Source organism: Blastococcus sp. SYSU D00813, assembly GCF_054050735.1.
In genome coordinates, this window is sequence record NZ_JBJGZX010000007.1 from 41,562 (window position 1) to 68,011 (window position 26,450).

Here is a 26,450-nt window from a genome sequence, read left to right on the forward strand (position 1 = left end):
CCCCCCGTGGGGGAGGGACTTTCGCGCGCGAAGTGCTGCGGGACGGCGTCGTCAGGGGCGGTCGGTGAGGCCGACGGCGGCGATGTGGTCGGCGAAGCCCTGCAGCGCGGCGGCGCCGACGGCCTTGTCCTGCTCGCCGTTGCCGCCGCTGATGCCGACACCGCCGACGATCTGGCCCTCGTGCAGGATCGGGAAGCCGCCGACGAAGATCGCGAACTTCCCCGGCAGCATCTGGTTGATCCCGAACGCCTCGTTGCCGGGCAGCGCCGGGCCGTTCGGCGGCTCGTTGAACAGGTGGGTGGCCCGCTCGTGGCCGGCGGCCGTGAACGCCTTGGCGATGGAGATCTCCACGCCGGTCAGCCGGGCGCCGGGCAGCCGGTGCAGGGCGACGACGTTGCCGCCGTCGTCCACCACGCAGATCGTCTGCTTCACGCCGATCTCCTCGGCCTTGGCACGGGCCGCCTGCAGGATCGGCAGCGCGTCGTCGAGGGTGATCCGGAAGACCTGGTGCACGGGGGTTCTCCTCCTCCGGCCGAGGGGCCGGGTGGTCGGCTGCCGTCCCGCGGGGCGAGGACGGCCGGGACCCCACCCTCACGGGCGGCTGCGCGAGCGGCAATGGTGACACTGCCCGGCCGACCGGGTAGATACGTGTGCACTCTGACCGAAGGGGCCTCTCATGCCGCACGCGCATTCCGATGACGCCCTGACCCTGGCCCGGCTCCTGCAGGAGCCCGCGCTGCGCCGGGCGCGGATCCACGCCGGTCGCGCCGGTGCGGTGACCCGCCTGGACTGGGTCGTGCCGTGGGGCGCGGCCCTGACCGACGAGCCCCTGACCGGCGTCCTGGTGCACGCGCACGCGGCCGACCTCGCCGAGGAGGGCACGACCCTCGAGCGGGCCGCCGCCCGGCTCGCCGACCGCGGGGCCGCCGCGCTGCTCGTCGACGGCCACACGGCCGGGCCCGCCGACGCAGGGGCCGCGGCCCGGATGCCGCTGGCCACGATGGCCGAGACCGTTCCCTTCGCCACCGTCAGCCGGCTGGTGGCCGAGCTGACCCTGGCGCGCGAGACCCACGACCTGCGCTACGGGCTCCAGGTGCACCGGGCGCTGGCCGAGCTGCTCTACCGGGGGGCGGAGCTGTCGGCGCTGTGCAGCCAGATGTCGCGCATGTCCCGGCGGCCGGTCGCGGTCTTCGACAGCTCCGGGGCCCTGGCGGCGCTGGAGCAGCCGACCCCTCGGACGGTCGAGCCCGCCGTGCTCGTCGACGCCTTCGCCGCGCAGGCCGAGGCGCTGGGGGTGGCCGGGGAGCCCCAGGAGCTGCACCCGCGGCTCGCCGACGTCGTCCTGGACGGACGCGAGGTCGCCTGCACGCTCACCCCGATCGTGCTCGGCGGCCGGCACGACGGCTGGGTGCTGCTGCTGGAGGAGAGCGACGACCCGCACCCGCACGACCTGGCCCAGCACCGGGTGCTCATCGAGCAGGCGGCGCCCATCATCGGCACCGAGATGCTGCGCCTGCGCAGCGTCCAGCGGGCGAAGGAGCAGGCGCGCGGGGACTTCGTGCACGGGCTGCTGCACGGCCGGTTCGCCACTCTCGAGGACATCAGCGCGCGCGCGGCCCACTACCAGTTCCCGGTCCGCTCCTGGTTCGGCGTCGTCGTCGCCTCGGGGCTGACCACCGCCGCCGACGTCGACTCGCCGGCCCGGCTGCAGGGCATCGCGCTGCAGGCGGCGCGGCTCCTGCCCGAGCAGGACCGGCACACCCAGGCCGCCATGGTCGGTGACGTGCTGGTCGTCGTCCGGGAGGCGGCCCGCCGCGGGACCATGGGCACCCCGGACAACGCGGTGGCCGCCGTCGGCGAGTACGCGGCCGCGCTGCACCGCTACCTGTCCCACCGCAAGGACCAGGGCGGCCGGCCCGTCCGGGTCGCCTACGGCCGCCCGGTCGTCGGGGCGCTCGCCATCCCCGACAGCTACCGGGAGGCCCGGCTGGCGCACGGCCTGCAGGGCAGGCTGGAGCTCGCGCCGGTCTGCGGCTACCAGGAGCTGCGGGTGCACGCGGTGCTGGAGGAGGTCGCCGCCAGCCGCACCGGCCGCTCCTTCGCCACCGACGTCCTGACGCCGTTGCGCGACCCGGCCGCCGGGGAGCTGGAGGCCACGGTCCTGGCCTACGTGGCGGCCGGCGGCAACGTCAACGCCGCCGCGCGCGACCTGCACATCCACCGCAACACGATGCTCTACAAGCTCGACCGGGCCTCCCGGCTGCTGGGCATGGACCTGCGCCAGGCGGAGAACCAGTTCGCCGTCTGGCTGGCGCACACCCTGGACCTGCTGGCCGTCACCGGCGCGGAGGTCGACCGGGTGGTCCGGCCGGCCTGACCGGCCGGGACCACCCGGCCCCGGGTCATGCCGGGGCCGCGGCGAGGGGACCGGGCTCGGGCGTCCGGAGGTGGTGGCCGGTCAGGCGCTGGTAGCCGGCGGCGGCACCGAGCACCGTCGGCACGTCGCGGCCGACCAGTTGCAGCCCCACGGGCAGCCCGGCCGCCGTGGTGCCGCAGGGGATGCTCGCCGCAGCCAGGCCGCACCAGCTGAACGGTCCGCACAGCCGCATGAGCGTTCCCACCAGCGGGGAGCGGCCGTCCCCGTCGGCGCGGAAGGCGCTGTCGACCACCGTGGGCGCCGGGATCGCGGTCGTGGGGAGGACGAGCACGTCCACCTCGTGCAGGCCGGCCAGCAGCTCGGCCCCGAGTCGCTGGAGCTCCCGCACGGCGGCGTCACGGGCCTCGCGGGTGATGCCCTCGGCCACCGCGAGATAGCTGGCCACCTCCTCCCCGTAGCGGTCCCGGCGGCCGGGGTACCAGCCGGCCGAGCGGTGCACGTCGAGGAAGTCGTGCAGCACGTACGTCGTCCGCGCGGCGCTCCACGCGGCGAAGTGGGGCACGCGCACCGGCCTGGTCGCGGCGCCGGCGGCCGCGAGGACCGCCTGCGCCTCCTCGACCGCCGCCAGCACCTCGGGATCGACCTCGCCGAGCCGCTCCACCGGCACGGTGCCCACGCGCAGCCCGGCCGGCTCCTGGTCCAGCGGGCACGAGGAGCCGGCGAGGACCTCGTAGAGCAGGGCCAGGTCCTCGGCGTCGGCGGCCAGCGGGCCGCACGTGTCGAGCCGGGCGGAGAACGGCAGGCAGCCCTCGGTCGGGATGTCACCGCGGCGCGGTCGCAGCCCGGAGACGCCGCACAGAGCGGCCGGTACGCGGATCGACCCGCCGGTGTCGCTCCCGAGAGCCGCGGGACACTGCCCGGCGGCCACCGCGGCGGCGGACCCGCCGCTCGAACCGCCGGGGATCCGCGCGGGGTCCCACGGGTTCCGGGTGGGCGGTGTCGTGACGCCGTGGGCGAACTCGTGCGTCGCCGTCTTCCCCACGATGAGCGCACCCGCCCCGCGCAGCCGCTGCACGACCGGCGCGTCCTGTGCGGCGGGCCGGTCGTCGGTGACCGCAGACCCGCCCCGGGTCGGCAGCCCGCGGACGTCGATCAGATCCTTCACGGCGATCGGGACGCCGTGCAGCGGTCCCCGGAGGTGTCCACGAGCGGCCTCCTCGGACAGGGCCGCGGCCTCGGTGCGCAGTGCTCCCTCGTCGAGGGAGACGAAGGCATGCACCGTGGGCTCGCTCTCAGCCATCCGGGTGAGGCAGTCGTCGAGGATCTCCAGCGGTGAGCGGTGCCGGTCGCGGACGGCAGCCGCCAGCCCGCGCACGGTCGGCCGGGCAGCGAGTGCGCTCACCAGATCACCGCCGCGACCGCCACGCTGATCACGAGCCCGCTGACGACGGGTACGAAGAGCTTGCGCGCCAGGGTGCTGACGGGCACCCCGGTCAGGCCGGCGACGGCGATGAGCGAGGACCAGATCAGCAGCGTGCCCCCGCCGGTCCAGCTGGCGCCGTTCTGGGCGATCGCCGCCAAGGTGGCGGTGTCGGCACCGGTCGAGCTGGCGAAGGCCTCGGCGAGACCGCCGGTGAACGGCAGGCCCGCCCAGCCGGAACCGTCCAGGCCGATCAGCATGCCGGCCAGCAGCATGGCGAACATGACCACGACGCCGTTGTCGGGGATGAAGCGCTCACCACTGGCGATTGCGTCGAACAGGAAGCCCGGTGCCTCGGCGTCCTCCGGCAGCAGCATGATCCGGCCGGCGAAGTCGGAGATGCCCACCAGCACGAAACCCGCCACCGGGATGACCACTCCCATGGCCTTGAAGGCGAAGACGAGGCCGCCGACGAAGTGCTCACCGGCGCGCTCGAGCCCGTCGCCGCCGGAGCTGACGGTGACGCCGAGCATGAGGAGGACGGCCAGGCCGCCGACGAGCGCCGCGCCCCAGCCGGCCTCGACCTCGGGCACCAGGTCGGTGGTCTTGCCCAGCAGGATGTAGCCGACCAGCACCGCGAAGGCCGCCGGGACCGCGATGGCGAACAGGCGCGCCTGGGGATGCTCAGGCCCGGCGGTCCCGGCGCGGCGGGAGAAGCCCACGATGCCGCCGGCCGGCGCGTCGTCGGCGTCACTCGTGCCGGTGCCACCGCCGTCTCCGCTGCCGGCGTCGACGGCGGGCGCGGTCGACGGCGACCGCGGTGCCGCCGTGAGCTGCGGCTCGTGCTTGGTGGTCATGGCCTCGCCGACCGCGACGGGCACGCTCTCGACGGTCAGGCTGCCCGCGGCGGCCTCGCCGGCCGTGCCACCGGCCGCCGCTGCTGCCCGGGTGCGCCTGCGGACGTGCAGGACGTACGTCATGCCGATGGCGACGGCTCCGACGATCCAGCTGAGGACCAGCGCTCGGTCGGCGATGTCGTCGGCGGGCACGCCGGCCCCCGCGGCGGACAGGCTCGGGGCGACCCCGATGACGTAGTCGGAGGCGAGTGCCATGCCCTGGCCGGCGATGGCGATGGCCATGGCGGCGGCGAGGGGCGAGAGGCCCGCGCGCACCGCCGCGGGGAGGACGACCGCGGCCATCAGGGCCAGCGTCGGGGTGGGCCAGAACACCAGGGAGAGCAGGTACGTACCGACGAACAGGACCGCGAAGGCGACGGGCCCGTTCTTCATCAGCGACGCGATCGGGGCGATCATGCGCTGGTCGGCGCCGATCGACCGCATGGCCGACAGGAGCGCGAAGACGACCGCCAGGACAAGGAAGATGTTCAGCAGTTCCGTGGTGGCGACCATGCTGGCGCTGAACACCGAGCCCAGCGCGTTGAGGAAGTCCCCGGTGTGGACCCAGGTGGTGAGCAGCGTCGCGACGATCGCCGGGATGATCACGTTCTTGCGCATGACCATCACGACGATCAGCGAGGCGACTCCCGCCAGGTAGACCCAGTGTGCAGCAGTCACGATGCCTCCGGTCCGTGTTTGATCTTGAGGCTGGACGCTAGCGAGCGCCGTGAGCTGGGTCACGAGTGAACTGCACAAAGGGGTCCGCCCCGCAATGTGCACGATGACCACTGCGGACCCGCCGTCGCACGGGCGCGGTGACGGCGCTGTCGTCCGCCCCGGCCACCCCGGTGCCGGGGCTCGGCGGACGGGGGCAGGCTGCGCGTCCGACAGTCAGGCGGTCGCGGTCAGCGGGCGGCGGGGGCCGGCGCGTCGGCGACCTCGCGGCCGGCGAAGCTCACCGCCAGGCCCAGCAGGGCGACCGCCGCGCAGCCGCCGAACAGCCAGCCGAGGTGACCGGGGTAGGCGGCGGCCACCGCCGCCGCGCCCACCGAGGCGCCCACGAACCGCATCATGTTGAACAGCCCCAGGCCGGCGCCCTTCTGGCCGGCGGGCGAGCGGGTCGCCCCGCCCAGCGACGGCGTCTGCACCAGCGCCACCCCGAGCCCGGCGACGACGAGCACGGCGCCGAAGGCCGGGACCAGCGTCGAGCGCAGTCCGAGCAGCACCGACAGGGCGACCGACGTGGCCAGCAGCACGAGCAGGCCGGAGCGCAGCACCGTCCGGGGACCGATCCGGTCGGCCAGGCGCCCCACCAGCGGCGCCGACGTCGCCCACACCACGGGGAGCAGGAACACCAGCAGCCCGGTGGCGGTCTGGGAGAGGTCGACGACGCCGGTGAGGTGCAGCGGGACGGCGACGAGCGTGGAGAACAGCGTCACCTGCTGCACGAAGACGCCGACCGCGCTGCGCAGCCAGCGCATCTCGACCAGCAGCCGCGGGTCGATGTAGCCCTCCGGCCGGCGCAGCCCGGCGGTGACGAAGGCGCCCAGCGCCACCACGCCCAGACCGGTCGCCGCCAGGGGCAGCCACGCCGGGACGCCGTCCTGGGGTGCGACGGTGATCGCCGTCATCAGCGCGGCGACGCCGAGCGTCAGCGAGCCGATGGCGGGGACGTCGACCGGTACGCGCTGCGCGGCGTCGCGGGGCATCATCGCCGCGGCCAGCACGAGGACGCCGACGGTGATCGGCAGCAGCAGCCAGAAGATCGACCGCCAGCCGAAGGCGTCGGCCAGCAGGCCGCCGATCGGCGGGCCGACCGCCTGGCCGATGCCGTTGGCCGCGCCCCAGGCGCCCATGACGCGGTTGCGCTGCGCGGCCGGCCAGAGCCGGGCCAGGGTGCCCATGACGGCGGTCGGGACCAGGGCGCACCCGACGCCCTGCAGTGCGCGGCTGGCGACCAGCAGGGGCAGGGTCGGTGACAGGGCGGCGCCCAGGGTGCCGACCAGCAGCACCGACATGGCGAGCACGAGGGTGCGCCGGCGGCCGAGCCGGTCGCTGACCCAGCCGGTCGTCGGCATCGCCACGGCGAGCACCAGCACCGTGGCCGAGGCGACCAGCACGCCCTGGCTGACCGGGGCGGCGAAGCCGTCGGTGATCTCGCGCAGCGGGACGTTGACGATGTTGTTGCTCACCGTGCCCAGGAACGTCGCACCGAGCAGGGCGGCGAGCAGCCAGCCGGCCCGTGCCGGCGGCCCGTCGGCGCTCCCGCCGGGGGAGGCCGGGGGGCGGGACCTGACCGGTCTCGTCGAGGTCACGAGGCGTCCTCTTCCTGTCCGCGTGGCCAACACCCTGTCAACAGCGGGGAAACGTTCCTACGGCACGCTGCACATTCCGGGGCGGAGCGGATGTGCACTTCGTTCATGGACGGGCCCCCACCCGTCGGGGACGGTGCTCGTCATCACATTGGGCTCACACCCCTAGGGGCGTCGATGCAACTCGAAGCAGCGCACTGGGTCTTCCTGGCCGGGGTCGTCGTGATCCTGGCCACGATGATCATGCGCAAGAACATCGTGGTCCCAGCCGTGCTGGCCACGTTCCTGACCGCGCTCGTGTGGTCGGGGAGCCTCCTGACCGGGTTGGCGTCCGTGTTCAACGCCAGCCTCGCGGCGGCCACCGCCCTGTTCAACATCTTCCTGATCATCGCCATGGTCACGGCGATGCTCCGGGCGCTGGAGGGGCTGGGGTCCGACCGCCGGATGGTCGCGCCCTTCCGGAAGGTGATGCGCAACGCCCACCTGTCCTGGTGGACGCTGATCATCGTCACGTACTTCATCTCGCTGTTCTTCTGGCCGACGCCGGCCGTGCCGCTCGTGGGGGCGGTCCTGATCCCCGTGGCGGTCCGGTCCGGTCTGCGCCCGCTGGCGATCGGGTTCACCGTCGCGGTCGCCGGGCAGGGCATGGCCCTGTCGTCGGACTACATCATCGGGGTGGCGCCGCAGCTGTCGGCCACCACCGCCGGGATCGAGGACGTCGGGCTCGTCGCCGACCGGGCGCTCGTCCTGTCCCTGATCGTCGGGGCCGTGGCGATCGCCATCGGCTACGCGATGGAGATCCGCAAGATGCGCCGGCCCTCCGATGCCCTGCTGGCCGAGTGGGAGGCCGCGGGCGACCGCCGGTCGGGCACCGCGGACGCGGAGGCGATCGAGGACGCCGCCGAGGGCCGGGCGGACGGCCGCGACGGCGACGGCCCGTCCGGTGGCGGTGCGGGTGGCGCCGGTGGCATCCCGGTCGACGAGACCGGTGGCGGCGGCCCGTCGGCGACCGGGCAGCGGGAGCTGGTCGGCGCCGTCAGCGGCGGGGGCCGCACGGCGCCGCGCGACGAGGCCGAGACCGTCGCCACCCGCCTCGGCAAGGGCCGCGCGCTGATCGGCACCCCGGCGGGTGGTCCCGTGCCGCCGGAGGCGCACACGATCCAGCCGGTGGAGAAGCCGCTGGCCTCCAAGGCGTTCGCGCTGCTCGTGCCGCTGGCCTACCTGGCGCTGGTCGTCTACCTCATCGTGGCCACGGTGTCCGACGACGTGGACGACCTCGCCGGCGGCGAGGCGGCTGCGCTGGTCGGCGGCATCGCCCTGTTGGTGATGTTCGGTGCCGCCTACGCCCGCAGCGGCCCCAAGTTCCTGGAGACGGCGGCCGACCACATCATCGACGGCCTGGTGTTCGCCTTCAAGGCGATGGGCGTGGTGCTGCCGATCGCCGGGTTCTTCTTCATCGGCAGCGGCGACTTCTCCGGGCAGATCCTCGGCGTCGCGGAGGGTGAGACCGGACCCAGCCTGCTGTTCGACCTGGTCACCAAGGTGCAGGAGCAGCTGCCCGAGAACGGGCTCATCACGGCCCTCGGCATCATGCTGGTCGGCGTGGTGGCGGGCCTGGACGGTTCCGGGTTCTCCGGCCTCCCGCTCACCGGGGCGCTGGCCGGGTCGCTCTCCGAGGGGGCCGGCGTGAGCAGCCCGACGCTGGCCGCGATCGGGCAGATGGGCAACATCTGGTCCGGCGGCGGCACGCTGGTGGCGTGGTCCTCGCTGCTCGCCGTCGCCGGCTTCTGCCGGGTGTCGGCGGTGGAACTGGCCCGGATGCTGTTCTTCCCCGTCATGGCCGGCCTCGTCGTCGCGACGGTCCTGGGGGTGCTGATCTTCGGCTGACCCGGCCCGGCCCCGCGCCGGGCACCCCCCGAGAAGCAGCAGCCCCGGACCGCGTCTTGCGGTCCGGGGCTGCTGCGCGCGGTGCGGGGGTCAGCGGCTGCCGGTGAGGTGCCGGGTGCTGAAGGCCTCGTGCCAGACGACGCGGACGGCGTGCACGGCGAAGAGGGCGGCGGCTGCCGGGCCCAGGACCCGCCACACGCCCGGGGCGTCCCAGAGGAACGGGAGCACCCCGAGCACCAGCACGAGGAGCGCCGTGGTGGCGAGGGTCTGCGCCACGCGGGTGCGCGGTTCGAACACGGCCATGCCGGCAGTGTTACCACCGCGTTCCGCCGCTCCGCCCGGTTCCGAGCCCGGCCGGGCACGGATGTGGTCAGCCTCACGGCGCCGCCGCCCGTGCCGGCGACCGCCCCGCGGCTGCGTGGCGGACGGCATGATCCCGCGCCGTGTCCCCGTGCCGCCGCGCCCGCCCGTCGCTGTTCGCCCTGCTCGCCGGGCTGGCGCTGCTCACGCCGGCGTGCAGCTCCACCGCCGACGGCAGCGCCGCGCCGGCCGGGCAGGACGGCGGCGCCGGCACGGGAGCGGCCGACGACTCGATCACCGCCATGCTGGCCCTCCTCCCGCCCCTGGACGCGGCCGACCTGGGCGTCGTGACCGTGAGCCGCTGGCACGCCGCCGCCGAGGCCTACGGCGTCGACGTCCCACCCGTCGGGGTGTCCTCCGACGAGCTGCTCGACTACTTCTCACCGCTGACCCTCGACGACGGCGGCCTGACGCAGGCCAGCGACCTGGTGAACCTGGTGACGGTGGTCACCGCCTCGGCCGAGGAGGAGTTCGGCTTCGGGCCGCAGCAGGTCGCCGCGGACGTCTCCGCCGGCGTCGCGCCGCGGCTGCTCTCCGCCGCCCGGGGCGACTTCGACCCCGGCGCGATCGCGGAGACGACGCTGGCCGGGCCGGTGGGGCCCGACACCGAGCAGGTCGAGGTGGACGGGGTGCCGGTGCTGCGCTGGCGGGAGGACCTGGAGACCGACCTCGAGCAGCAGCACGCGCTCTCGCCGACCGGCAGCGCCGGCCGGCTGGGCACGCCCGACGACGGCACGCTGCTGCACGCCGCCTACGACGACGGCATCGAGGGACTGGTCGGCGCTGCCATGGGCGGGCCGAGCCTGGCCGACGACGAGGACCTCGCCGCGGTCGCCGCCGCCCTCGACGCCGAGGGCGTGCTCTCGGCGCAGCTGACCAGCCGCCCCGACGGCAGCGACCTCACCTACGACACCGTCGGCCTCGGGCTGGTGTGGGACGGCCGCGGGCGGGCGGTGCTCGCCTACTCCACCGGCTCGGGCCTCGAGGCGGAGGCCCTGGCCACCGAGCTGGAGGAGCTGCTGACCTCCGGCTCCAGCGCGGTCGCGGACCGCCCGTGGAGCAGCCTGCTCAGCGACCCCGACGTCCGCGCCGAGGGCTCCCTGGTCACGGTCACCGCCACCATCGAGGGCCCGCCCGCGCGGTGGGCGATGTTCCTGCCGCACGGGGAGAACCTCTTCTGACGCGTGCCGCGCGCGCCGGGTGGCGCACGGCTGGCACGATGGACGGCGGACCGGGAATCGCGCACGCGCCCAGGCGTTGGTGCAGGAGTACCGGTCCGGGAGCCGCACGCGACCCGACCGAGGTCCGCGCGCAGCCGCGCCCCAGCCCGCACCGGCGGCTGCGGCGCCCGGCTCGAGGCCCGCCGGCGTCCGTCGCCGGCGGGGGACAGGGACGTCCGGTCCCGGGGCACGAGACCCCGGGGACGTCCCCGGCCCGTCCGCGGGCCGCAGCACGCTGCCGGGGCGACTCCGCCCCGGTGAACGGAGGAGGATCCGTGGCTCGAACGGGCCAGCGCCCGACCGGCGCCCGCCGCACCGCACCCCGGGGACAGCGCCGGGTGCCCGCCCGCGGCGACGTCGTCGGGATCCTGGCGCGCGGCGCCCGCCACGTCGAGGCCGCCGCCCAGCGCGGCCGCGTCACCCCCACCGTGCGGGCGGAGTTCCAGGCCGTCGCGCTGCTGCTGCGCGAGGAGCGCGCCCGCGTCCGGACGGCGGAGGGCAGCGACGCCTGGCGCTCCGAGCAGCTCAAGCGGCTGGACGGGATCGCCACCATCCTCGCGACCACGGCCGTCCGGGACGCCGGGCTGATGGCGCTGCTGGCGGAGGACGCCGTGGTGACCGACGCGGCCCGCACGCTCAAGCGGGAGATGCTGCGCGAGATCGGCATCGAGCCCGAGCCCGAGGAGACCGCTCCACCGGAGCCGGTGGCCGCGCCGGCCGCCGAGCGGCGGGTCGTGCCGCAGTCGGTGATCTCCCGGCAGCTGGCCAACCCCTTCCTGGCCCCCGACTTCTCCGCCGTCGCCCAGCGCCCCGCCGCCCCCCGCCGGCTGGCCGGGTGGGAGCTGATCGGCCCGCTGCTGAGCTCCTTCGAGCGGGCCGGCGGCGCCCCGGCGTGCATGGACCTGCCCTTCCCGACCTCCCGCTTCACCCCGGCCGGGCTGGAGCTGATGACCCACCAGGGGCAGCTGGTGGCCGCGGCCGCCGCCGGGCACCGCACCTTCCTGCTGGCCGACGAGCCCGGCCTGGGCAAGACGGCGCAGGCGCTGCTGGCCGCCGAGGCGGCCGACGCCTACCCGCTGCTCGTGGTCGTCCCGAACGTGGTCAAGACCAACTGGGCCCGCGAGGCCGCCCGGTGGATCCCGCACCGGCGGGCCACGGTCGTGCAGGGCGACGGGGACACGGTGGACGGCTTCGCCGACGTCGTCGTCGTCAACTACGAGGTGCTCGACCGGCACGTGGGCTGGCTGGGCGGGTTCGGCTTCGGCGGCATGGTGGTCGACGAGGCCCACTTCATCAAGAACAAGACCTCGCAGCGCAGCCAGCACGTGCTCGCGCTGTCCGAGCGCCTCCGCGAGCGCGCCGGGCGGCCCCTGCTCATGGCGCTGACCGGCACCCCGCTGATCAACGACATCGACGACTTCCGGGCGATCTGGCAGTTCCTCGGCTGGATCGACGACAGCAAGCCGCTCGGCGCGCTGATGGAGGCCCTGGAGGCCACCGGCCTCACGCCCGCCGACCCCGGCTTCTACGCCGCCGCCCGCCGCTGCGTGGTCGACCTCGGCATCGTGCGCCGGCGCAAGGTCGACGTCGCCGCCGACATCCCCGCCCGCCGCATCGCCGACCTGCCCGTGGAGCTGGACGGCGCGGCCGGCCGGTCGATCCGGGCCGCCGAGCGGGAGCTCGTCCGCCGGCTGGTCCGGCAGTACGAGAACGCGCTGGCCGCGCGCACGGTCACGACCGAGGGCATCGACACCGAGCTGGTGCGCCGGATCGCCCGCGCGGAGCTCAAGGACGCCGCCACCGGCACCGGTGAGAACGTGTTCGGCATGATGCGGCGGATCGGCCGCGCGAAGGCCGAGCTGGCCGCCGACTACGCGGCGCAGCTGGCCCGCAGCGCCGGCAAGGTCGTCTTCTTCGCCAAGCACGTCGACGTGATGGACGCCGCGGAGGAGGCCTTCACCCGCCAGGGCGTGCGGTACTCCTCGATCCGCGGCGACCAGACCCCCTCGGCGCGGCAGCGGGAGGTCGACGCCTTCGTGACCGAGCCCGACGTCGCGATCGCGGTCTGCTCGCTCACCGCGGCCGGGGTGGGGCTGAACCTGCAGGTCGCCTCGAACGTCGTCCTCGCGGAGCTCTCCTGGACCGACGCCGAGCAGACCCAGGCCATCGACCGCAGCCACCGCATCGGGCAGACCGAGCCGGTCACCGCGTGGCGGATCATCGCCGCGCAGACCCTCGACGCCCGCATCGCCGAGCTGATCAGCAGCAAGGCGGGCCTGGCCGCGCGGGCGCTCGACGGGTCCGACGACGAGGTCGCGCCGGCCGCCGACGTGCAGCTCGAGGCGCTGGTGGCGCTGCTGACCGACGCCCTGCGCGAGGGCGCCGGCCAGGAGGCGGGCGCGGCCTCCTGACCGCCGGCCGGCCGCCGCTCAGCCCACGCCGGTGAGCCGGCCCGGGCCGAGCGCGGCGTGCCCGTTGCGCGCCTTGGTGGACAGGTAGGCCGCGTTGGCCGCGGACAGGTGCACGCCCGTGGGCACCGACGCCGCCACGGTGATGCCGAGCCGGGCCAGCTGGTCGGCCTTGTCCGGGTTGTTGCTGAGCAGGGCCACCCGGGAGACGCCCAGCGCCCGCAGCATCTGCGCGGCGACCGTGTAGTCGCGCTCGTCGGGGGCGTGGCCGAGGGCGACGTTGGCCTCGTAGGTGTCCAGGCCGGTGTCCTGCAGCGCGTAGGCGTCGAGCTTGTCGTAGAGGCCGATGCCGCGGCCCTCCTGGCGCAGGTAGAGCAGGTAGCCGCCGGCGGCGGTGATCCGCTCGACCGCCTCGCGCAGCTGCGGCCCGCAGTCGCAGCGCTGGCTGCCGAAGACGTCGCCGGTGAGGCACTCGCTGTGCGGCCGCACCAGCGGGACGGACGGCGGGCTGCCGCACGCGAGGGCGAGGTGCTCGCGGCCGTCCGCCAGGCCGGAGAAGCTGCTGACGAGGACGGTCGTGGCGTACCCGTCCGGGAAGCGCAGGGGCACCCTGACCTGGGTGCGCACCGTCGCGTCCGGGGGCCGCGCGGTCGCCGGCCGGGCGGTCATCGGGCGGCACCCGCGGCGTGCTCGGCGCAGAACCGCTCCGACAGCGCGTACCGCAGCAGGACCACGTCGCCGATCGCGCGGGCCTCGGCCAGCTGGGCCCGGTGGGTGGCGGTCCACGGGAAGCAGGCGTTGCCGACCAGCCGGGGGGCGCGGGAGTCGCCCACGAACAGCGGCGCCACCACCAGCTGCAGCTCGTCGACGAGGTCGGCGGCGAGGAACTGGGTGAGGACGGTCCCGCCGCCCTCGACCATCAGCCGGTCCACGCCCCGGGCCGAGAGGTGCTCGAGCACACCGGCGACGTCGACGTCCGGACCGGGGCCGGTGCCGACCACCTCGCCGGCCTCCCCCAGCCGGGCCCGGAGCGCGGCGGCGGCGGGCTCGGGGCAGTAGACCAGCTTCGCGGAGTCCCCCGTGGTGAAGAAGGCGGCGGCCGGGGAGAGGTCGCCGCGGCGGGTCAGCGTGACCTTCGCCGGTGAGGCGGGCAGCCCCCGGGACAGCCGTTCGGCCCGCCGGTCCGCCGAGCGCACCAGCAGGCGGGGGTCGTCGGCGCGCACCGTGCCGGCGCCCACGAGGATGGCGTCGCAGCGGGCGCGCTCGGCGTCGACCCGGTCGAAGTCGTCGGCGTTGGACAGCAGGAGCCGGGTGGCGCCGGCGCTGTCCAGGTAGCCGTCGATCGACATGCCGCAGCTGAGCAGGGTGTAGGGCCGGTCAGCCATGGGCCGCTCCGTTCTCTCGGATCCCGGCGGGCACGGGGGCGGGTGCGGCCGGCGGCTCCCGGGACGGGACGCCCGCCGGCCGCGGGACCGGCGGCGGGGACCGCCGGCCGGCGAGCAGGACCAGGGCGCCGGGCAGCACGGACACCAGGGCCAGCACGCCGAAGGCGGTCGCGGTCGCCGCACCGGCGGCGGCGCCCGGGCCGGCGGCGGCGAAGACGGCGGCGGCCGCGCCCTCGCGCGGACCCCAGCCCGCCACGCTGAGCGGGACGGCGGCGGCCAGCAGGACGACCAGGGCGAGGGGGAGCAGCCGCGGCAGCGGCGTGGCCACCCCGGCCGCCCGGGCCGCGACGGCGAACAGGGTCACGTGCCCGGCGAGGGCGAGGACGGACGCGACCACGACCGGCCGCAGCGCGGGCGGCCGCACCAGCACGTCGCGGCCCTCGGCCGCCGCGGCCCGGAGGGCCCGCCCGAGGCGGGCCGGCCCGCGCCGGACCACGCCCCGGCCCAGGACGAGGAGGACGACGAGGGCGCCGGCGGCGACCAGGACGACGCCGGGCACCGCGGCGCGGACCGGCGACGGCAGGGCGAGCAGCACCACCACCGTGACCGCGGCCTGGACGACCTGCCCGGCGACGCGCTCCCACACCACGGCGCGCACCGCGGTGCCGAGGTCGCCGGCGTCGAGGCCGTGCCGCAGCCCCCGGTGGACGTCCCCGACCACCCCGCCCGGCAGCGTGCTGTTGAGGAACTGCGACCGGTAGTACGCGGCGGTCGCGGCAGGCAGCGGCAGCCCGACCCCGAGTGCGCCGGCGACGACCCGCCAGCGCCAGGCCGAGCAGACCGTGGTGACGGCGCCGACGGCCAGGGCGGCGAGCAGCGTGCCGGGACCGAGACCGCGCAGGCCGGCGAGGAACGCGCCGGGTCCGACCCACGCCACGACGACCGCGAGGAGCAGGGCACCGCCGACCAGGCGCGCCGCCGCCTCCGCACGTCGTCTCACGCCGATCGGCCCTCCGTCCGTCTCACTGGGCAGCACGGATCCCCGCCGGGTCCGGTTCGATCCGCACCCGGTCCGGTGCACCCGGGTGCCGGTCCACCGCGCCGGCCGTCGCCAGGGCGCGGCGCAGGTCGGCCCCGGTCCGCGACCAGCCCGGCAGACCGGCCCGGCGGTCGAGGGCGGCGCGGCGGAGGCGGGCGCGCAGCCGGGCGTCGCCGAGCCACCGCCGGAGCGCGGTGGACAGGGCGGCGGGGTCCTCCGGGGGGACGAGCAGCCCGGGGACGCCGCGCGCCGTGCGCCCCAGGGCCTCCGGGAGCCCGCCGACCGCGGCGGCGAGCACGGGCACCCCGGCGGCCAGCGCCTCGGTGACGACCATGCCGTAGGTGTCGGCGCGCGAGGGCACGACGAGCAGGTCGGCGCCGGCGTACTCGCGGCGCAGCGCCGCCCGGCCGGCGGTCCCCGGCACCGCCACCCGCGCGGCGATCCCGGCGGCCGCGGCCTCCCTCGCCAGCGACGCGGCGAAGGGCGGGTCCCGGTCCAGCGGGCCCACCAGCCGGCAGCGCCAGCGCAGGTCGGGGAGCCGGCCCAGCGCCGTCACCAGCAGGTCCTGCCCCTTGAGCGGGGACAGCGCCCCCACGCAGAGCAGCCGGCCGCCGTCCGGCGAGGGCACGGTCGGCGGCGCCGGCTCGGTGCCCGGGCGGGCGACGTGCACCCGCGCCGACGGCACCCCGTACCGGCCGACCACGCGGCGGCGGGTCCAGGCGCTGGTGGTGACGACCGCGCGCGCGGCGGTCAGCACCGCGGCCTCGTCGCCGGCCGGGACACCCCCACCGGGCGCGTCCCCGCCGAAGAGCATGTGCACGAGGACGACGAGCCGCAGCCGCCGCGCGCAGGGGACCAGCACCGGGCGGGCCGCGGAGGCGACCAGGCCGTCGACGAGCACCAGGGCGCCGTCCGGGACGGCGTCGAGGGCCCGTGCCAGCGCGGCGAGGTCGGCGTCGCGCGGTCGCGGCCAGGCCCCCGCGGCGCGGACCTCGGTCACCGTGGTGCCGGCGGCGCGCAGGTCGTCGCACACCGCGCGGTCGTAGCGGTTGCCGCCGCTGACCCGTGCCGGGTCGTCGACCCCCGCCGGCACGACGACGGTCACGGCGGCCACGGCGGGTGCGTCCACGGCGGGGGCTCAGAGCGACCGGTCGTAGCTGGCCCAGGCGACGTGCGACTCGTGGAGGGTGACCGTGAGCCCCGCCAGGCCGCGGCCCCCGTCACCGAGCGCGCCGTCGCCGATCCGGTGCGCCAGCCGGTCGGCGACCACCCGGGCCAGGACCTCGGTCGTGGTGTTGGTGCCGGCGAGGTCGGGCTCGTCGTCGAGGTTGCGGTAGGTGAGGCCGCCCAGCACCTCGTGCAGCAGCTCCGCGGCGGCGCCGATGTCGACCACCACGCCGTCGCCGTCGACCTCGGCGCGGCGGAAGGTCGCGTCGACGACGTAGGTCGCGCCGTGCAGGCGCTGCGCCGGTCCGAAGACCGCGCCGGTGAAGCTGTGCGCGATCATCATCGAGTCGCGGACCGTCACGGCGTACACGCGGCCTCCCCGGCGTAGCGGATGGTGTGGCAGAGGGCGGGCAGCCGGCCGTCGGCCAGCCGCGCCATCACCTCGGGCAGCTCCTCGAACGGCGAGGAGCCGGTCAGCAGCGCGTCGAACGCGTCGTCGCGCAGCAGCTCGAGGGCGAGCGCGAGGCGGTCCCGCGCCGTCCGGGAGGACCGGCGGGCCGGCGCCACGGACCCCACCTGGCTCGCCCGCAGGGCCAGCCGGCCGGAGTGGAACGCGCCGCCCAGCGCCACGGTCACCTCCCGGTCGCCGTACCAGCTCAGCTCCAGCACGGTGCCCTCGGTGCGCAGCAGGTCCAGCGACAGCTGCAGCCCGGCCGCGCTGGCGCTGGCGTGCACGACGAGGTCGCGGCCGGTCGTGGCGCCGGCCGGTGCGACGAAGGGCACGCCGAGCCGCGCCGCGACGTCCGCCCGGCCCGCGTCGACGTCCACCAGCTGCACCTCGACGCCCGGGAAGCGGGCGAGCAGGCGGGCGACGCAGCAGCCGACCATCCCGGCGCCGACGACGGTCACCCGGTCCCCGAGCAGGGGAGGGGCGTCCCACAGCGCGTTGACCGCGGTCTCCACCGTGCCGGCGAGCACGGCGCGCCGGGCGGGGACGCCGTCGGGGACGGGGACGACGGCGGCCGCGGGGACGACGTAGGCCGTCTGGTGCGGGAACAGGCAGAACACCGTGCGCCCGAGCAGCGCGGGCGGGCCGTGCTCCACGACCCCGACGTTGAGGTAGCCGTACGCGACCGGGCCGGGCAGGTCGCCGTCCTGGAACGGGGCGCGCATGACCTCGCGCTGCCCGGCGGGCACCTCGCCGCGGAAGACCAGCGTCTCGGTGCCCCGGCTGATCCCCGAGTGCAGGGTGCGCACGACGACGTCGTCCGGGCCCGGCTCGCGGAGCCGGACCGGCCGGATCTCCCCGGCCCCGGGCCCGCGCAGCCAGAAGGCCCGCGCGCCGGTTCCCGGGCCGGTCACCGCGGGGGCCGCAGCGCCTGGGCCGCCGGCGCGGCGGTGAAGGCGTCGAGGAACCGGTCCCGGAACGCGTCCATCGGCCACAGCGGCGCGGCCGGCCCCGGGACGAGCCCGTCCTGCCACTCCCACGACGTGACGCGGTCCAGCACGGCCGGGTCGGAGGCGACGAGGGAGACCGGCACCCGGGTGCCGGCCTCGGGACCAGTGACGGCGGTGATGGGCTGGTGGTCGCCCAGGAACACGACGACGAGGTCGTCCTGCCGCGCGACCCAGGAGAGCAGCGCCTCCAGGGAGTACGCGACGGCCTCCCCGTACAGCCGGCGGACGGCGCCGGTGTCGGCCAGGACCTCCTCGGCGGCCAGGCCCTGCGCCGGCATCGGGTCGTAGACCGAGCCGTCGCCCAGCGCGCCGTCGGGCACCATCCGCGGCAGCGGGGTCCACGGCCAGTGCGAGGAGACCAGGTCGATCTCGGCCATCACCGGCCCGTGCCCCGGCGCGAGCTCGAGCCGCTCGAACGCGGCGAGGGTGAACTGGTCGGGCACCGGCGCCCAGCCGAACTTGGGCCCGGCGTAGCCCAGGTCGTGCTGGTCGTAGACGTGGTCGAAGCCGTAGAAGGTCGCGCCCTCCTGCCACTCCTCCTCGTGGGCGGGGTTGACCCCGACGGTGCGCCAGCCGGCCGCGCCGAAGGCGTCGGCGAGGGTGAGCCGGTCGCTGGCCATGAGCTGGTCGTAGCTCACCTGGTTGTCGACCCACAGGCCCGACTGCAGGGTCGCGTGGGCCAGCCAGCTGAGGCCGCCGAAGGTGGGGGAGTCCAGCCAGGCGCTGCGCGCGGCCATGCCGGCCCGGGTCAGGGAGGCGGTGGCGTCGCGCAGCACCGCGGTGACGCCGGGGGAGATCGCGGGGTCGGTGAGCGCGACCTCCCCGTAGCTCTCGACGAAGACGACGAGGACGTCGGTGCCGCGCAGCGAGGCCAGCAGCTCCGAGCCGGCCAGCCCGCCGAACGTGTCGGGCGCGCGGCTGGCCTCCTCGAAGCGCCGCTGCTCGGCCAGGGTCGCCGAGACGTCCCGCCCGTGCTGCACGGCCAGCGCGACGCTGCTCGTGGAGGCGACGGGCCCGGCCGGCGCCAGCTGCAGCGACAGCGCGGCGCACACCGCCCAGACCACGCCCAGTCCGGCGAGGCCCCGCGCCGAGCGGGACCGGTGCCGGGCGGCGACGCCGGTGAGCCGGACCGTCGAGGCGGCGACGACGGCCACCAGCAGGGCCACGAGGAGCCCGGCCAGGACCAGGACGACGTCGGTCGACCCGGCGCCCAGCACGTCGCGCGCGGCGCCGATCGCCGGGCCGAACGAGCTCCAGTCCACCACCGGGTCGAACCGCCGGCCCAGCTGCGCGGTGAAGCCCACGTCGAGCAGCTTGACGACGACGAGCACGCCCAGGACCACCCCGGCCCCCGCCGCCACCGCCCGCCGGGCCCGGGACGGCAGGGCCAGCGCCACGGCGACCAGGACCAGCCCCTCCAGCGGGATGCGGGCGAAGGCGGCCGGGGTGAGCAGGTCGAGCCGGGGCGGCAGGACCAGGGCGGCCCACACGACCGCGCCCGCGGCCAGCGCCGACCCCCACCGCACCGCCGTCCGGGTCCGCGGGCCGGCGCCGGCCCGGAACAGCCAGACGACGCTGCGGCCGAACGACTCGGTGAGCAGCACCAGCGCGACGGCGACCGCGACCAGGCCCACCGGGCGGGGCAGCGCGCCGGAGGCGGCCGCGGTCAGCACGGCGCCCTGGACGGCGGCGACGACCTTGCCCCAGTACCGGTAGGGCAGCGGCGCGGCCAGCCACCGGACTGCCCACCCCGCGACCAGGAACACGTACCGGGCGGCGCCGATGGCCAGCACCCACGCCCCGTACTCGCGGGACACCGCGACGCTGAGCACGAGGATGAGGTAGGCGTCGACCTCGCCGTCCAGCCGCGCCCCGAACGGGGTGGCGGTCCCCGTCCGCCGGGCCACCCGGCCGTCCACCGCGTCGAGCAGGAGCGCGACGGAGGCGAGGGGGGCCAGCGCGGCGACGGGCAGCGGGCCGCCCGCCGAGCCGGCCACCAGCCCCGCGACACCGGCGGTCAGGACGGCCCGGGCCAGCGTCACCCGGTCCGGGGGGAGGACCGCCTCCCCGCGGCGGGCCCGCCCGCGGTCGAGCAGCGCGCTGGCGCCCCAGCCGGAGGCCAGCCCGACCGCCCAGCCGGCGGCGCCGAGGCCGGCGGTCGCTGCGAGGACGCCGAGCAGGGCGGGGGTGGCGACCGCGCCGAGGACCGTCTCCCGCCGCATCGAGCGCACGGCACCCCCTCAGCGTCCGGCCGCCTCGAAGGGGAGCACGGACGCGCAGCCGCCCCGGTTCAACCGGCGGGCGCGCGCCCGCAGAGGTCGAGCTGGTGGGCCAGGTACACCAGCTCCCCGGCGGCGAGCTGCCGGCGGCGGGCCGCGAGCCAGTCGGCGAGCCCGGCCGGCGCGCCGGGGCCCTCGAGCTCGTCCTGGACCGTCTGCAGGACCGCCTCGACGAAGGCCGCCTCGTCGGCGGGGTAGGCCCCGTCCGGCCCGGCGAGGACGACCCAGTCCGACGAGCCGGCCGCCACCGCCGGGGCGCCGGCGGCGCGCAGGTGGCCGAACAGGTGGCGGCCGGTCCGGCTCTCACCGGCGGGCCGGCCGTGCCGGACGCGGGTGTCCATGCTGCGGTGGTAGGCGCCGAGGACGTCGTCGTCGTGCGGGTGGCCGGGCTCGAAGACGCTCTCGCCGTCGAAGTTCACCGTGAACCAGTACGCGCCGCCCGGGACGAGCAGCCGCAGCAGCCCCGGCAGGACGGCGGGGACGTCGACCAGGTCCAGGAAGGCGTGCGCGACGAGCAGGTCGGCCGGCTCCCCGTGCCCGCCGTCCAGGTACCCGCCGAGCTCGGCCTCGACCAGCCGCACCCGCAGCCCGCCCAGGCGGACGCCGTCCGGCAGGGCGTGGGCGGGCACGCCGGCCGTGCCCGCCCACGCGCACAGCCACTCGCGGGAGTCGGCGAGGAGCCGGCGGTCGACGTCGAGCAGGGTGTACTCGCCGTCGGTGAGCACCCCCCACTCGAGCAGCCGGGCGACCATGGTGCCCAGCCCCGCGCCGACCTCGAGGACCCGCAGCGGCGCGGGCGGGAGCAGCCGCCGCAGCTCGTCCAGGACGGGCCGGTTGAGGGCCCGGTCGTCGACGGTCCGCTTGGCGGCCAGGTAGCGCGTGTAGGCGTAGGCCGTGCCGGTCGGGGTGGTGCCGGTCGGGGTGGTGCCGGTCGGGGTGGTGCCGGTGGGTGTCATCGCTTCTCGGCCACCAGGGCGTACTTGCGCACCCGGCCGCCGGCCAGCCACCCGGCCCACAGCTCGTGCGCGGTGAGCAGGTCGGCGAGCGCCCGCGGCCCGAGCGCCCCGGCGAGCGCGTCGGCCTCGGCGCGGTAGGCGTGCAGCAGTGCGGCCGCCGTCGCGGCGTGGGCGGCGGTCCAGTCCTCCCGGTGGGTGACCGTGAGCCCGGCGGAGCCGAGGAGAGCGGTCAGCTCGCCGAGCTCGACGAGCCGGACGGTGTCGGCGGCGGGCATCCGCGCCCGCTCGCCGGCCGTGAGCGGCGGCCCCTCCTCGACGGTGCAGGCGAAGCGGCCGCGCGGCCCCAGCACGCGGGCCACCTCGGCCAGCAGGGGGGCCTTGTCCGCGAACGCGAGCAGGGTCTCGAGCAGGAGGACGACGTCGGCGGGGCCGCCCGGCAGCGGCGGGACCTCCGCCTGCTCGAAGGAGCAGGGCAGGTCCCCGGCGAGCTCCCGGGCGGTGGCCAGGGCGGCGGCCGAGGAGTCGACGCCCCGGTACCGGCAGCCCAGCTCCGCGGTGAGGAACCGGCCGGGGCCCGCGGTGCCGCAGCAGACGTCGAGGACGGCCACCCCCGGCCCGATGCCGGCCCGTGCGGCCAGCCGGCGGATCTCGGTCGCCCGCACGAAGCTCTCCTGCCCCACGTACTCACCGGCCGGGAAGGCGGCCTCCGCGGCCCGGGCGAGCGCGGCGCGCTGCGCCCGCGGCGGGTCCTGCGTCGCCGTCGGGGGTCCCGGGTCCATCGCACCTCCGCGTGTCCACCTGCCGGGGAACACGGAGCGGCGGGCCGGACGGTTCACCCGGGGACGCTGACGCGCGCGGCGACGCCCAGGTGGTCCGACGCCCACAGCGGAGGCGGCGCGGCCCGGAACGGCCGGTCGCCGGTCCGCGTCACCCGGTCCACCCGCAGGCCGCCGGAGACGAGGACGAGGTCCAGGCGCACCGCCTGCCGGCCGACCGGGTCGGCGAGCGAGGGCGTCTGGCAGCACGTCCAGCCCGGGTCGCCCGGGCGCGCGGCGGCCCACGCGTCGGTCAGCCGCGCGGTGAGGTCCCGGTACACCGGGGTGCCCGATCCGTCGGCCGGGGAGTTGAAGTCGCCGAGCGCGACGACCGGGTGGGGGCTCGCCGCCACCAGCGCCAGGAACTCCGCCGCCTGCTGCTGCTGGGTCGTGCCGGTGGCCGGGTCGAACACCTCGAGGTGGGTGTTGAGGACCCGCACCGTCGTCGCCGCGTCGAGCCGGTAGTCGACGGCGGTCCAGCCGCGGGTGGAGCCGACCGGCCCGAGCAGCACGGGCTCGACGAACTGCGCGGTGTAGCGGCCGTCCCGGGCGTCGCCGGCGCGGTCGGCCCGGTCGGTCCGCACCAGGAGGACGTCGCGGTCGGTCAGCCGGAGGTCGGCCGGGGCGGCCGCGCCGTCGGCCCGGGGGAACTCGACGTCGGCGTTCGTGGACGTGGCCACCACGGTGTAGGGCAGCCCCCGGCCGGCGAGCTCGGCGCGCAGGATCGCGACGAAGTCGAACACGACGGTGGTCGCGTCCGGGGCGGGGCGGGTGAGGACGTCACCGGGGGTCTCGGTGCGCCAGAGCGTCGCCTCCTGCAGGCCGACCACGTCCGGCCGCACCGCCGCGACCTCGTCGGCCAGCGCCTCGGCCCGGGCGGGGAAGTCGCTGGCGAGCAGGTCGGCCCAGGCGCGGCTGCCGGCGGCCACGAGCTCGGCCTGCGACCGGGCCCCGAAGACGTCGCCGACCCCGGTGCCGACGTAGAGGTTGCGCGTCATGACCGTGACCGAGCCGTCGCCGGCGTCCGCGAGGGGGACGGGGGCGTCCGCGGCCGTCGCGCCTGCGCCGGAGGCCAGGGCGGCGACCAGCACCGACTCGACGGCGAGCAGCGACGGGGAGCGGAGCCGGTGGGGTCGATCAGGGGTCATGCGGCCTCCGGGGGCGAGGCGACCGCGCCGGGGGCGGTCGGCGCGCCCGGCCGGATCGCGCCGCCGCGCGCGGCCCGGTAGGACGGGGACGGGGTGCCGCCCGCGCCCCGCCGAGCCCGGGAGGACCTGCATGCCCACCCCCGACCTGGAGACCGACCCCTGGCAGGTCCGCGAACCGCGCGTCGGCCTGGCCACCCTCGCCGCGACCGAGTCGCTGTTCAGCCTGTCCAACGGCTACCTCGGCGTCCGCGGCACCCTCGACGAGGTCGAGCCCTCCGGCATGCGGGCCACCTACCTGTCGGGCGTCCACGAGACGCACCCGCTGTCGTACCCCGAGGGCGGGTACGGCCATCCCGAGGAGGGGCAGGCGATGGTCACCGTCGCCGACGCCACGCCGCTGCGCCTGCTCGTCGACGGTGTCCCGCTCGACGTCCGGGAGGTCCGGCCGCAGGCACACGAGCGGACGCTCGACCTGCGGACCGGCACGCTCGACCGGCGGGTGTGCTGGACGACGCCGGCGGGCGCCGCGGTCGAGGTGACGTCGCGGCGGCTGGTCTCGCTGGTCGAGCGCGGCGTGTGCGCCGTCCGCTACGAGGTGCGGGTGCTCGACGGCTCCGCGCACGTGCTGCTGCGGTCGGAGCTGGCCGGCGGCGGGGTGACGCCGACGGGGGTGGACAACGACGACCCACGCGTCGCCGAGTGCCTGGACGACGCGTTCGCGCTGCTCGCCCGCACCGTCGGCCCGGCCGGCGGCGCCCTCGTCGAGCGGACCCGGCGGTCGGGGATCACGATCGCGGCCGCGGTCGACCACGTCGTCGACGGCGGGCGGGTCGACGCGGACGCCGACGACGACCACGTCGTGACCACGGTCGCCGCTCACCTGCGCGCCGGGGACGTCCTCACCGTCGTCAAGCTGGCCGGGTACAGCTGGTCGTACGACGCGGCGGCCGACTCCGTCCTGGGTGAGGCGTCGGCGGCGGTGCGCTCCGCCCGCGACCTGGGCTGGGACGGGCTCCTCGCCGCCCAGCGCGGCGAGCTCGACGAGCTGTGGGCGACGGCCGACGTCGAGGTCGACGGCGACCCGGAGCTGCAGCAGGCGCTGCGCTTCGCCGTCTTCCAGCTGTGCTGCGGCACGGCCTGCATCTCCGGCGCCCCGGTCGGGGCCAAGGGGCTCACCGGCCGCGGCTACAGCGGCCACACGTTCTGGGACGTCGAGGGGTTCGTCGTCCCGGCGCTGACCCTGCTGCGTCCCCGGGCCGCCGAGCAGCTGCTCCGCTGGCGGGCCGGGACGCTCGACCTCGCCCGGGAGCGGGCACGGACGCTCGGGATGGAGGGCGCCGCCTTCCCGTGGCGCACGATCAGCGGCCGGGAGGTCTCCGCCTACTGGCCGGCGAGCACGGCGGCGCGGCACGTCAACGCCGACGTCGCCCGCGCGTTCTGGCTGTACCGGAACGCCACGGGCGAGGACCTTGACGAGCTGGGCGGCCTGGCGGTGCTGGTCGAGACGGCCCGCACGTGGGCGTGCCTGGGCGCCGAGGACGCCGCCGGCGGCTGGCACCTGTTCGGCGTGACCGGCCCCGACGAGTACACCGGCGTCGTCGACGACAACGTCTTCACCAACCTCATGGCGCGGCGGAACCTGCGGTGGGCCGCCGACGCCTGCCGGCGCCTCGAGGCGCGCGCGGCCGAGCTCGGGGTGGACCACGCCGAGACCGCCGCCTGGCGCGCGGCCGCCGACGCGGTGCACGTGCCGTGGGACGAGGGCCTGGGGGTGCACCCGATGAACACCGGCTTCACCTCCTACCGGGAGTGGCCGTTCGAGGAGCTGCCCGACGGCGCCGCGGTCCAGGACCACCACCACTACGCGACCTTCTACCGGCGGCAGGTGCTCAAGCAGGCCGACCTCGTGCTGGCGCTGTGGTGGTGCCGCGACGAGTTCACCCCCGAGCAGGTGGCCCACGACCTCGCGTACTACGAGGCCCGGACGGTGCGGGACTCCTCGCTGTCGGCCGCCGTGCAGGCGGTGGCCTGCGCCGCGGCCGGCCACCCGGACCTGGCGCTGCGCTACCTGCGCGAGTGCGCGCTCGTCGACCTGCGCGACGTCCAGGGCGACACCGGCAAGGGCCTGCACCTGGCCGCCGTCGGCGGGGCGTGGCTGGCCCTGGCGGCCGGCCTCGGCGGGCTCCGGGAGGACGGCGAGGAGCTGGAGCTGGCGCCGCTGCTGCCCGCGGCGCTGTCCCGGACCGCGTACTCGGTCACCTGGCGCGGCCGGCTGCTGCGGGTGGAGACGACGCGGGAGGGCACCACGGTCGCCCTCGTCCGGGGCGAGGGGCCGGTGCCCGTGGTCGTCGACGGCACACCGCTGACGGTGGCGGCCGGGGCGCCGGCGTCGGCCGCGCTGCGCGCCCCGGCACCGCTGCTGCCCGAGCCGCGCCAGCCGGCCGGCCGGGAACCACGGACGTGAGCGTGTGCGCCCACGCGGCGAGGACCGGCCGTGGACGCGGCGCCGGCGCACACGCCGGGCCGGCGGGGGAGACGACCGCGCCGGACGCCCACGGCCCGGGCCCACGGGGGATGGCCCGGGACGGACGCCGGCGCGGCCGCCTCACCCCTGTCATCGCCGGCGACGGCCGCAGGGGCGCGCGCCCGTCCCACGCGCCTCTCCCGCCCCTCCCGTCCCACACCTCCCGTCCCGCCCGACCGGTGCCGCCGGGGGACCGTCGGGCCCTTCCCCCGGGCGAGCGGAGACGCGATCGTGGTGTGCGTCACACGCCCCGGGGAAGCGGGAGGAACGATGACGAGGGTCTGCGAGGAGGTCGTGGTCGACGGCGGGGTGGTCGTCGGTCACGACGGGTCCGCGTGCGCGCAGGAGGCACTGGTCTGGGCCGCCGACCTGGCCGGGAAGGCGGGGCTGCCGCTGCACGTCGTCCGCTGCTGGTACATGACGTCGGCGCCCCGGCCGCGTACCTGGGAGCCGGGCTACGTGCCGCCCCTGACCGACTTCGAGCAGGCGGTGCGCGAGGAGCTGGAGTCCTGCGTGGCGCACGCGGGGCTCGACCCCCGGCTGGAGGTGCACACCCACGTGGTGCACGGGCCGCCCATCGCGAAGTTGCTGGCCGCGGCGGCGCACGCCGACCTGCTCGTGGTCGGGGCGCGCGGGCACGGCGGGTTCGCCCGCCGGCTGATGGGCTCGGTGAGCGACTCCTGCGTGCACGCCGCCCCGTGCCCGGTCACGGTCGTTCGGTCCGGCGCCCGCCGGCGCACGAGGTCCACCGCCGGAGCGGCGGGCGCGGCGTCGCCGGGCTGAGTCCCGCGGGCGCCGG

At 76.9% G+C, this 26,450-nt stretch carries 21 protein-coding genes; 6 read left to right on the forward strand and 15 right to left on the reverse strand.

The genetic code is table 11. The features are described 5' to 3' along the window. Window positions 1–51 precede the first annotated feature (51 nt). Window positions 52–513, reverse strand: coding sequence for a GlcG/HbpS family heme-binding protein (locus ACI8AX_RS06910; RefSeq protein ID WP_456549049.1), 462 nt, complete (start codon window positions 511–513; stop codon window positions 52–54). A 163-nt stretch (window positions 514–676) separates the two neighbouring features. Between ACI8AX_RS06910 and ACI8AX_RS06915 the strand changes: the two genes are divergently transcribed. Continuing rightward, window positions 677–2,377 carry a PucR family transcriptional regulator gene (locus ACI8AX_RS06915; RefSeq protein WP_456549050.1) on the forward strand — a complete coding sequence of 567 codons (1,701 nt, stop codon included), beginning with the start codon at window positions 677–679 and terminating at the stop codon, window positions 2,375–2,377. Window positions 2,378–2,402: 25 nt separating this feature from the next. Here the strand turns inward: ACI8AX_RS06915 and ACI8AX_RS06920 are convergent, their stop codons facing one another. The 3 genes from ACI8AX_RS06920 to ACI8AX_RS06930 form a co-directional block, all read right to left on the reverse strand. Further along, window positions 2,403–3,779, reverse strand: a complete 1,377-nt coding sequence (locus ACI8AX_RS06920; RefSeq protein ID WP_456549051.1) for an amidase — start codon at window positions 3,777–3,779, stop codon at window positions 2,403–2,405. Further along, window positions 3,776–5,371: a hypothetical protein gene (locus tag ACI8AX_RS06925; RefSeq protein WP_456549052.1), complete on the reverse strand. Its 1,596-nt coding sequence runs from the start codon at window positions 5,369–5,371 to the stop codon at window positions 3,776–3,778. The genes ACI8AX_RS06920 and ACI8AX_RS06925 overlap by 4 nt, the downstream gene beginning before the upstream one ends. A gap of 227 nt (window positions 5,372–5,598) precedes the next feature. Continuing rightward, window positions 5,599–7,008, reverse strand: coding sequence for an MFS transporter (locus ACI8AX_RS06930; RefSeq protein WP_456549053.1), 1,410 nt, complete (start codon window positions 7,006–7,008; stop codon window positions 5,599–5,601). Window positions 7,009–7,182: 174 nt separating this feature from the next. Between ACI8AX_RS06930 and ACI8AX_RS06935 the strand changes: the two genes are divergently transcribed. After that, window positions 7,183–8,892 (forward strand): hypothetical protein, encoded by a 1,710-nt coding sequence (locus ACI8AX_RS06935; RefSeq protein WP_456549054.1) that lies wholly within the window; start codon window positions 7,183–7,185, stop codon window positions 8,890–8,892. Window positions 8,893–8,982: 90 nt separating this feature from the next. Here ACI8AX_RS06935 and ACI8AX_RS06940 read toward each other — a convergent pair whose 3' ends face one another. Next, on the reverse strand, window positions 8,983–9,195 hold the full coding sequence (locus tag ACI8AX_RS06940) for a hypothetical protein (protein WP_456549055.1): 213 nt from the start codon (window positions 9,193–9,195) through the stop codon (window positions 8,983–8,985). 140 nt (window positions 9,196–9,335) lie between these two features. Here ACI8AX_RS06940 and ACI8AX_RS06945 point away from each other — a divergent pair, with 140 nt between their 5' ends. Further along, the gene (locus tag ACI8AX_RS06945; RefSeq protein WP_456549056.1) at window positions 9,336–10,433 is read left to right on the forward strand and encodes a hypothetical protein; all 1,098 of its coding nucleotides are present in this window, start codon (window positions 9,336–9,338) and stop codon (window positions 10,431–10,433) included. Window positions 10,434–10,747: 314 nt separating this feature from the next. After that, window positions 10,748–12,883 carry a DEAD/DEAH box helicase gene (locus ACI8AX_RS06950; RefSeq protein WP_456549057.1) on the forward strand — a complete coding sequence of 712 codons (2,136 nt, stop codon included), beginning with the start codon at window positions 10,748–10,750 and terminating at the stop codon, window positions 12,881–12,883. A gap of 18 nt (window positions 12,884–12,901) precedes the next feature. Here ACI8AX_RS06950 and ACI8AX_RS06955 read toward each other — a convergent pair whose 3' ends face one another. The 10 genes from ACI8AX_RS06955 to ACI8AX_RS07000 form a co-directional block, all read right to left on the reverse strand. Beyond that, on the reverse strand, window positions 12,902–13,549 hold the full coding sequence (locus ACI8AX_RS06955; protein ID WP_456549058.1) for a GTP cyclohydrolase II: 648 nt from the start codon (window positions 13,547–13,549) through the stop codon (window positions 12,902–12,904). Next, complete coding sequence (locus ACI8AX_RS06960) at window positions 13,546–14,265, reverse strand: RibD family protein (protein WP_456549059.1); 720 nt, start codon at window positions 14,263–14,265, stop codon at window positions 13,546–13,548. The genes ACI8AX_RS06955 and ACI8AX_RS06960 overlap by 4 nt, the downstream gene beginning before the upstream one ends. Beyond that, window positions 14,258–15,265 (reverse strand): lysylphosphatidylglycerol synthase domain-containing protein, encoded by a 1,008-nt coding sequence (locus tag ACI8AX_RS06965; protein WP_456549060.1) that lies wholly within the window; start codon window positions 15,263–15,265, stop codon window positions 14,258–14,260. Before ACI8AX_RS06965 ends, ACI8AX_RS06960 begins: the two co-directional genes overlap by 8 nt. Window positions 15,266–15,287: 22 nt before the next feature. Beyond that, window positions 15,288–16,433, reverse strand: a complete 1,146-nt coding sequence (locus tag ACI8AX_RS06970; RefSeq protein WP_456549061.1) for a glycosyltransferase family 4 protein — start codon at window positions 16,431–16,433, stop codon at window positions 15,288–15,290. Between the two features lie 9 nt (window positions 16,434–16,442). Then, window positions 16,443–16,841, reverse strand: a complete 399-nt coding sequence (locus tag ACI8AX_RS06975) for a 6-pyruvoyl trahydropterin synthase family protein (protein ID WP_456549062.1) — start codon at window positions 16,839–16,841, stop codon at window positions 16,443–16,445. Continuing rightward, the gene (locus tag ACI8AX_RS06980) at window positions 16,829–17,833 is read right to left on the reverse strand and encodes a zinc-dependent alcohol dehydrogenase (protein ID WP_456549063.1); all 1,005 of its coding nucleotides are present in this window, start codon (window positions 17,831–17,833) and stop codon (window positions 16,829–16,831) included. The genes ACI8AX_RS06975 and ACI8AX_RS06980 overlap by 13 nt, the downstream gene beginning before the upstream one ends. After that, window positions 17,830–20,151 (reverse strand): CDP-alcohol phosphatidyltransferase family protein, encoded by a 2,322-nt coding sequence (locus ACI8AX_RS06985; protein WP_456549064.1) that lies wholly within the window; start codon window positions 20,149–20,151, stop codon window positions 17,830–17,832. The genes ACI8AX_RS06980 and ACI8AX_RS06985 overlap by 4 nt, the downstream gene beginning before the upstream one ends. A 68-nt stretch (window positions 20,152–20,219) precedes the next feature. Continuing rightward, complete coding sequence (locus ACI8AX_RS06990) at window positions 20,220–21,164, reverse strand: hypothetical protein (protein ID WP_456549065.1); 945 nt, start codon at window positions 21,162–21,164, stop codon at window positions 20,220–20,222. Beyond that, window positions 21,161–21,943 (reverse strand): class I SAM-dependent methyltransferase, encoded by a 783-nt coding sequence (locus tag ACI8AX_RS06995; RefSeq protein ID WP_456549066.1) that lies wholly within the window; start codon window positions 21,941–21,943, stop codon window positions 21,161–21,163. Before ACI8AX_RS06995 ends, ACI8AX_RS06990 begins: the two co-directional genes overlap by 4 nt. 53 nt (window positions 21,944–21,996) lie before the next feature. Continuing rightward, window positions 21,997–23,127 carry an endonuclease/exonuclease/phosphatase family protein gene (locus tag ACI8AX_RS07000; RefSeq protein ID WP_456549067.1) on the reverse strand — a complete coding sequence of 377 codons (1,131 nt, stop codon included), beginning with the start codon at window positions 23,125–23,127 and terminating at the stop codon, window positions 21,997–21,999. Window positions 23,128–23,257: 130 nt separating this feature from the next. Here ACI8AX_RS07000 and ACI8AX_RS07005 point away from each other — a divergent pair, with 130 nt between their 5' ends. Both ACI8AX_RS07005 and ACI8AX_RS07010 read left to right on the forward strand, forming a co-directional pair. Continuing rightward, window positions 23,258–25,591, forward strand: a complete 2,334-nt coding sequence (locus tag ACI8AX_RS07005; RefSeq protein ID WP_456549068.1) for a glycoside hydrolase family 65 protein — start codon at window positions 23,258–23,260, stop codon at window positions 25,589–25,591. Between the two features lie 330 nt (window positions 25,592–25,921). Continuing rightward, entirely contained in the window at window positions 25,922–26,434 is a 513-nt protein-coding gene (locus tag ACI8AX_RS07010; protein WP_456549069.1) for a universal stress protein, read from the forward strand. The last annotated feature ends 16 nt before the right edge of the window (window positions 26,435–26,450 follow it).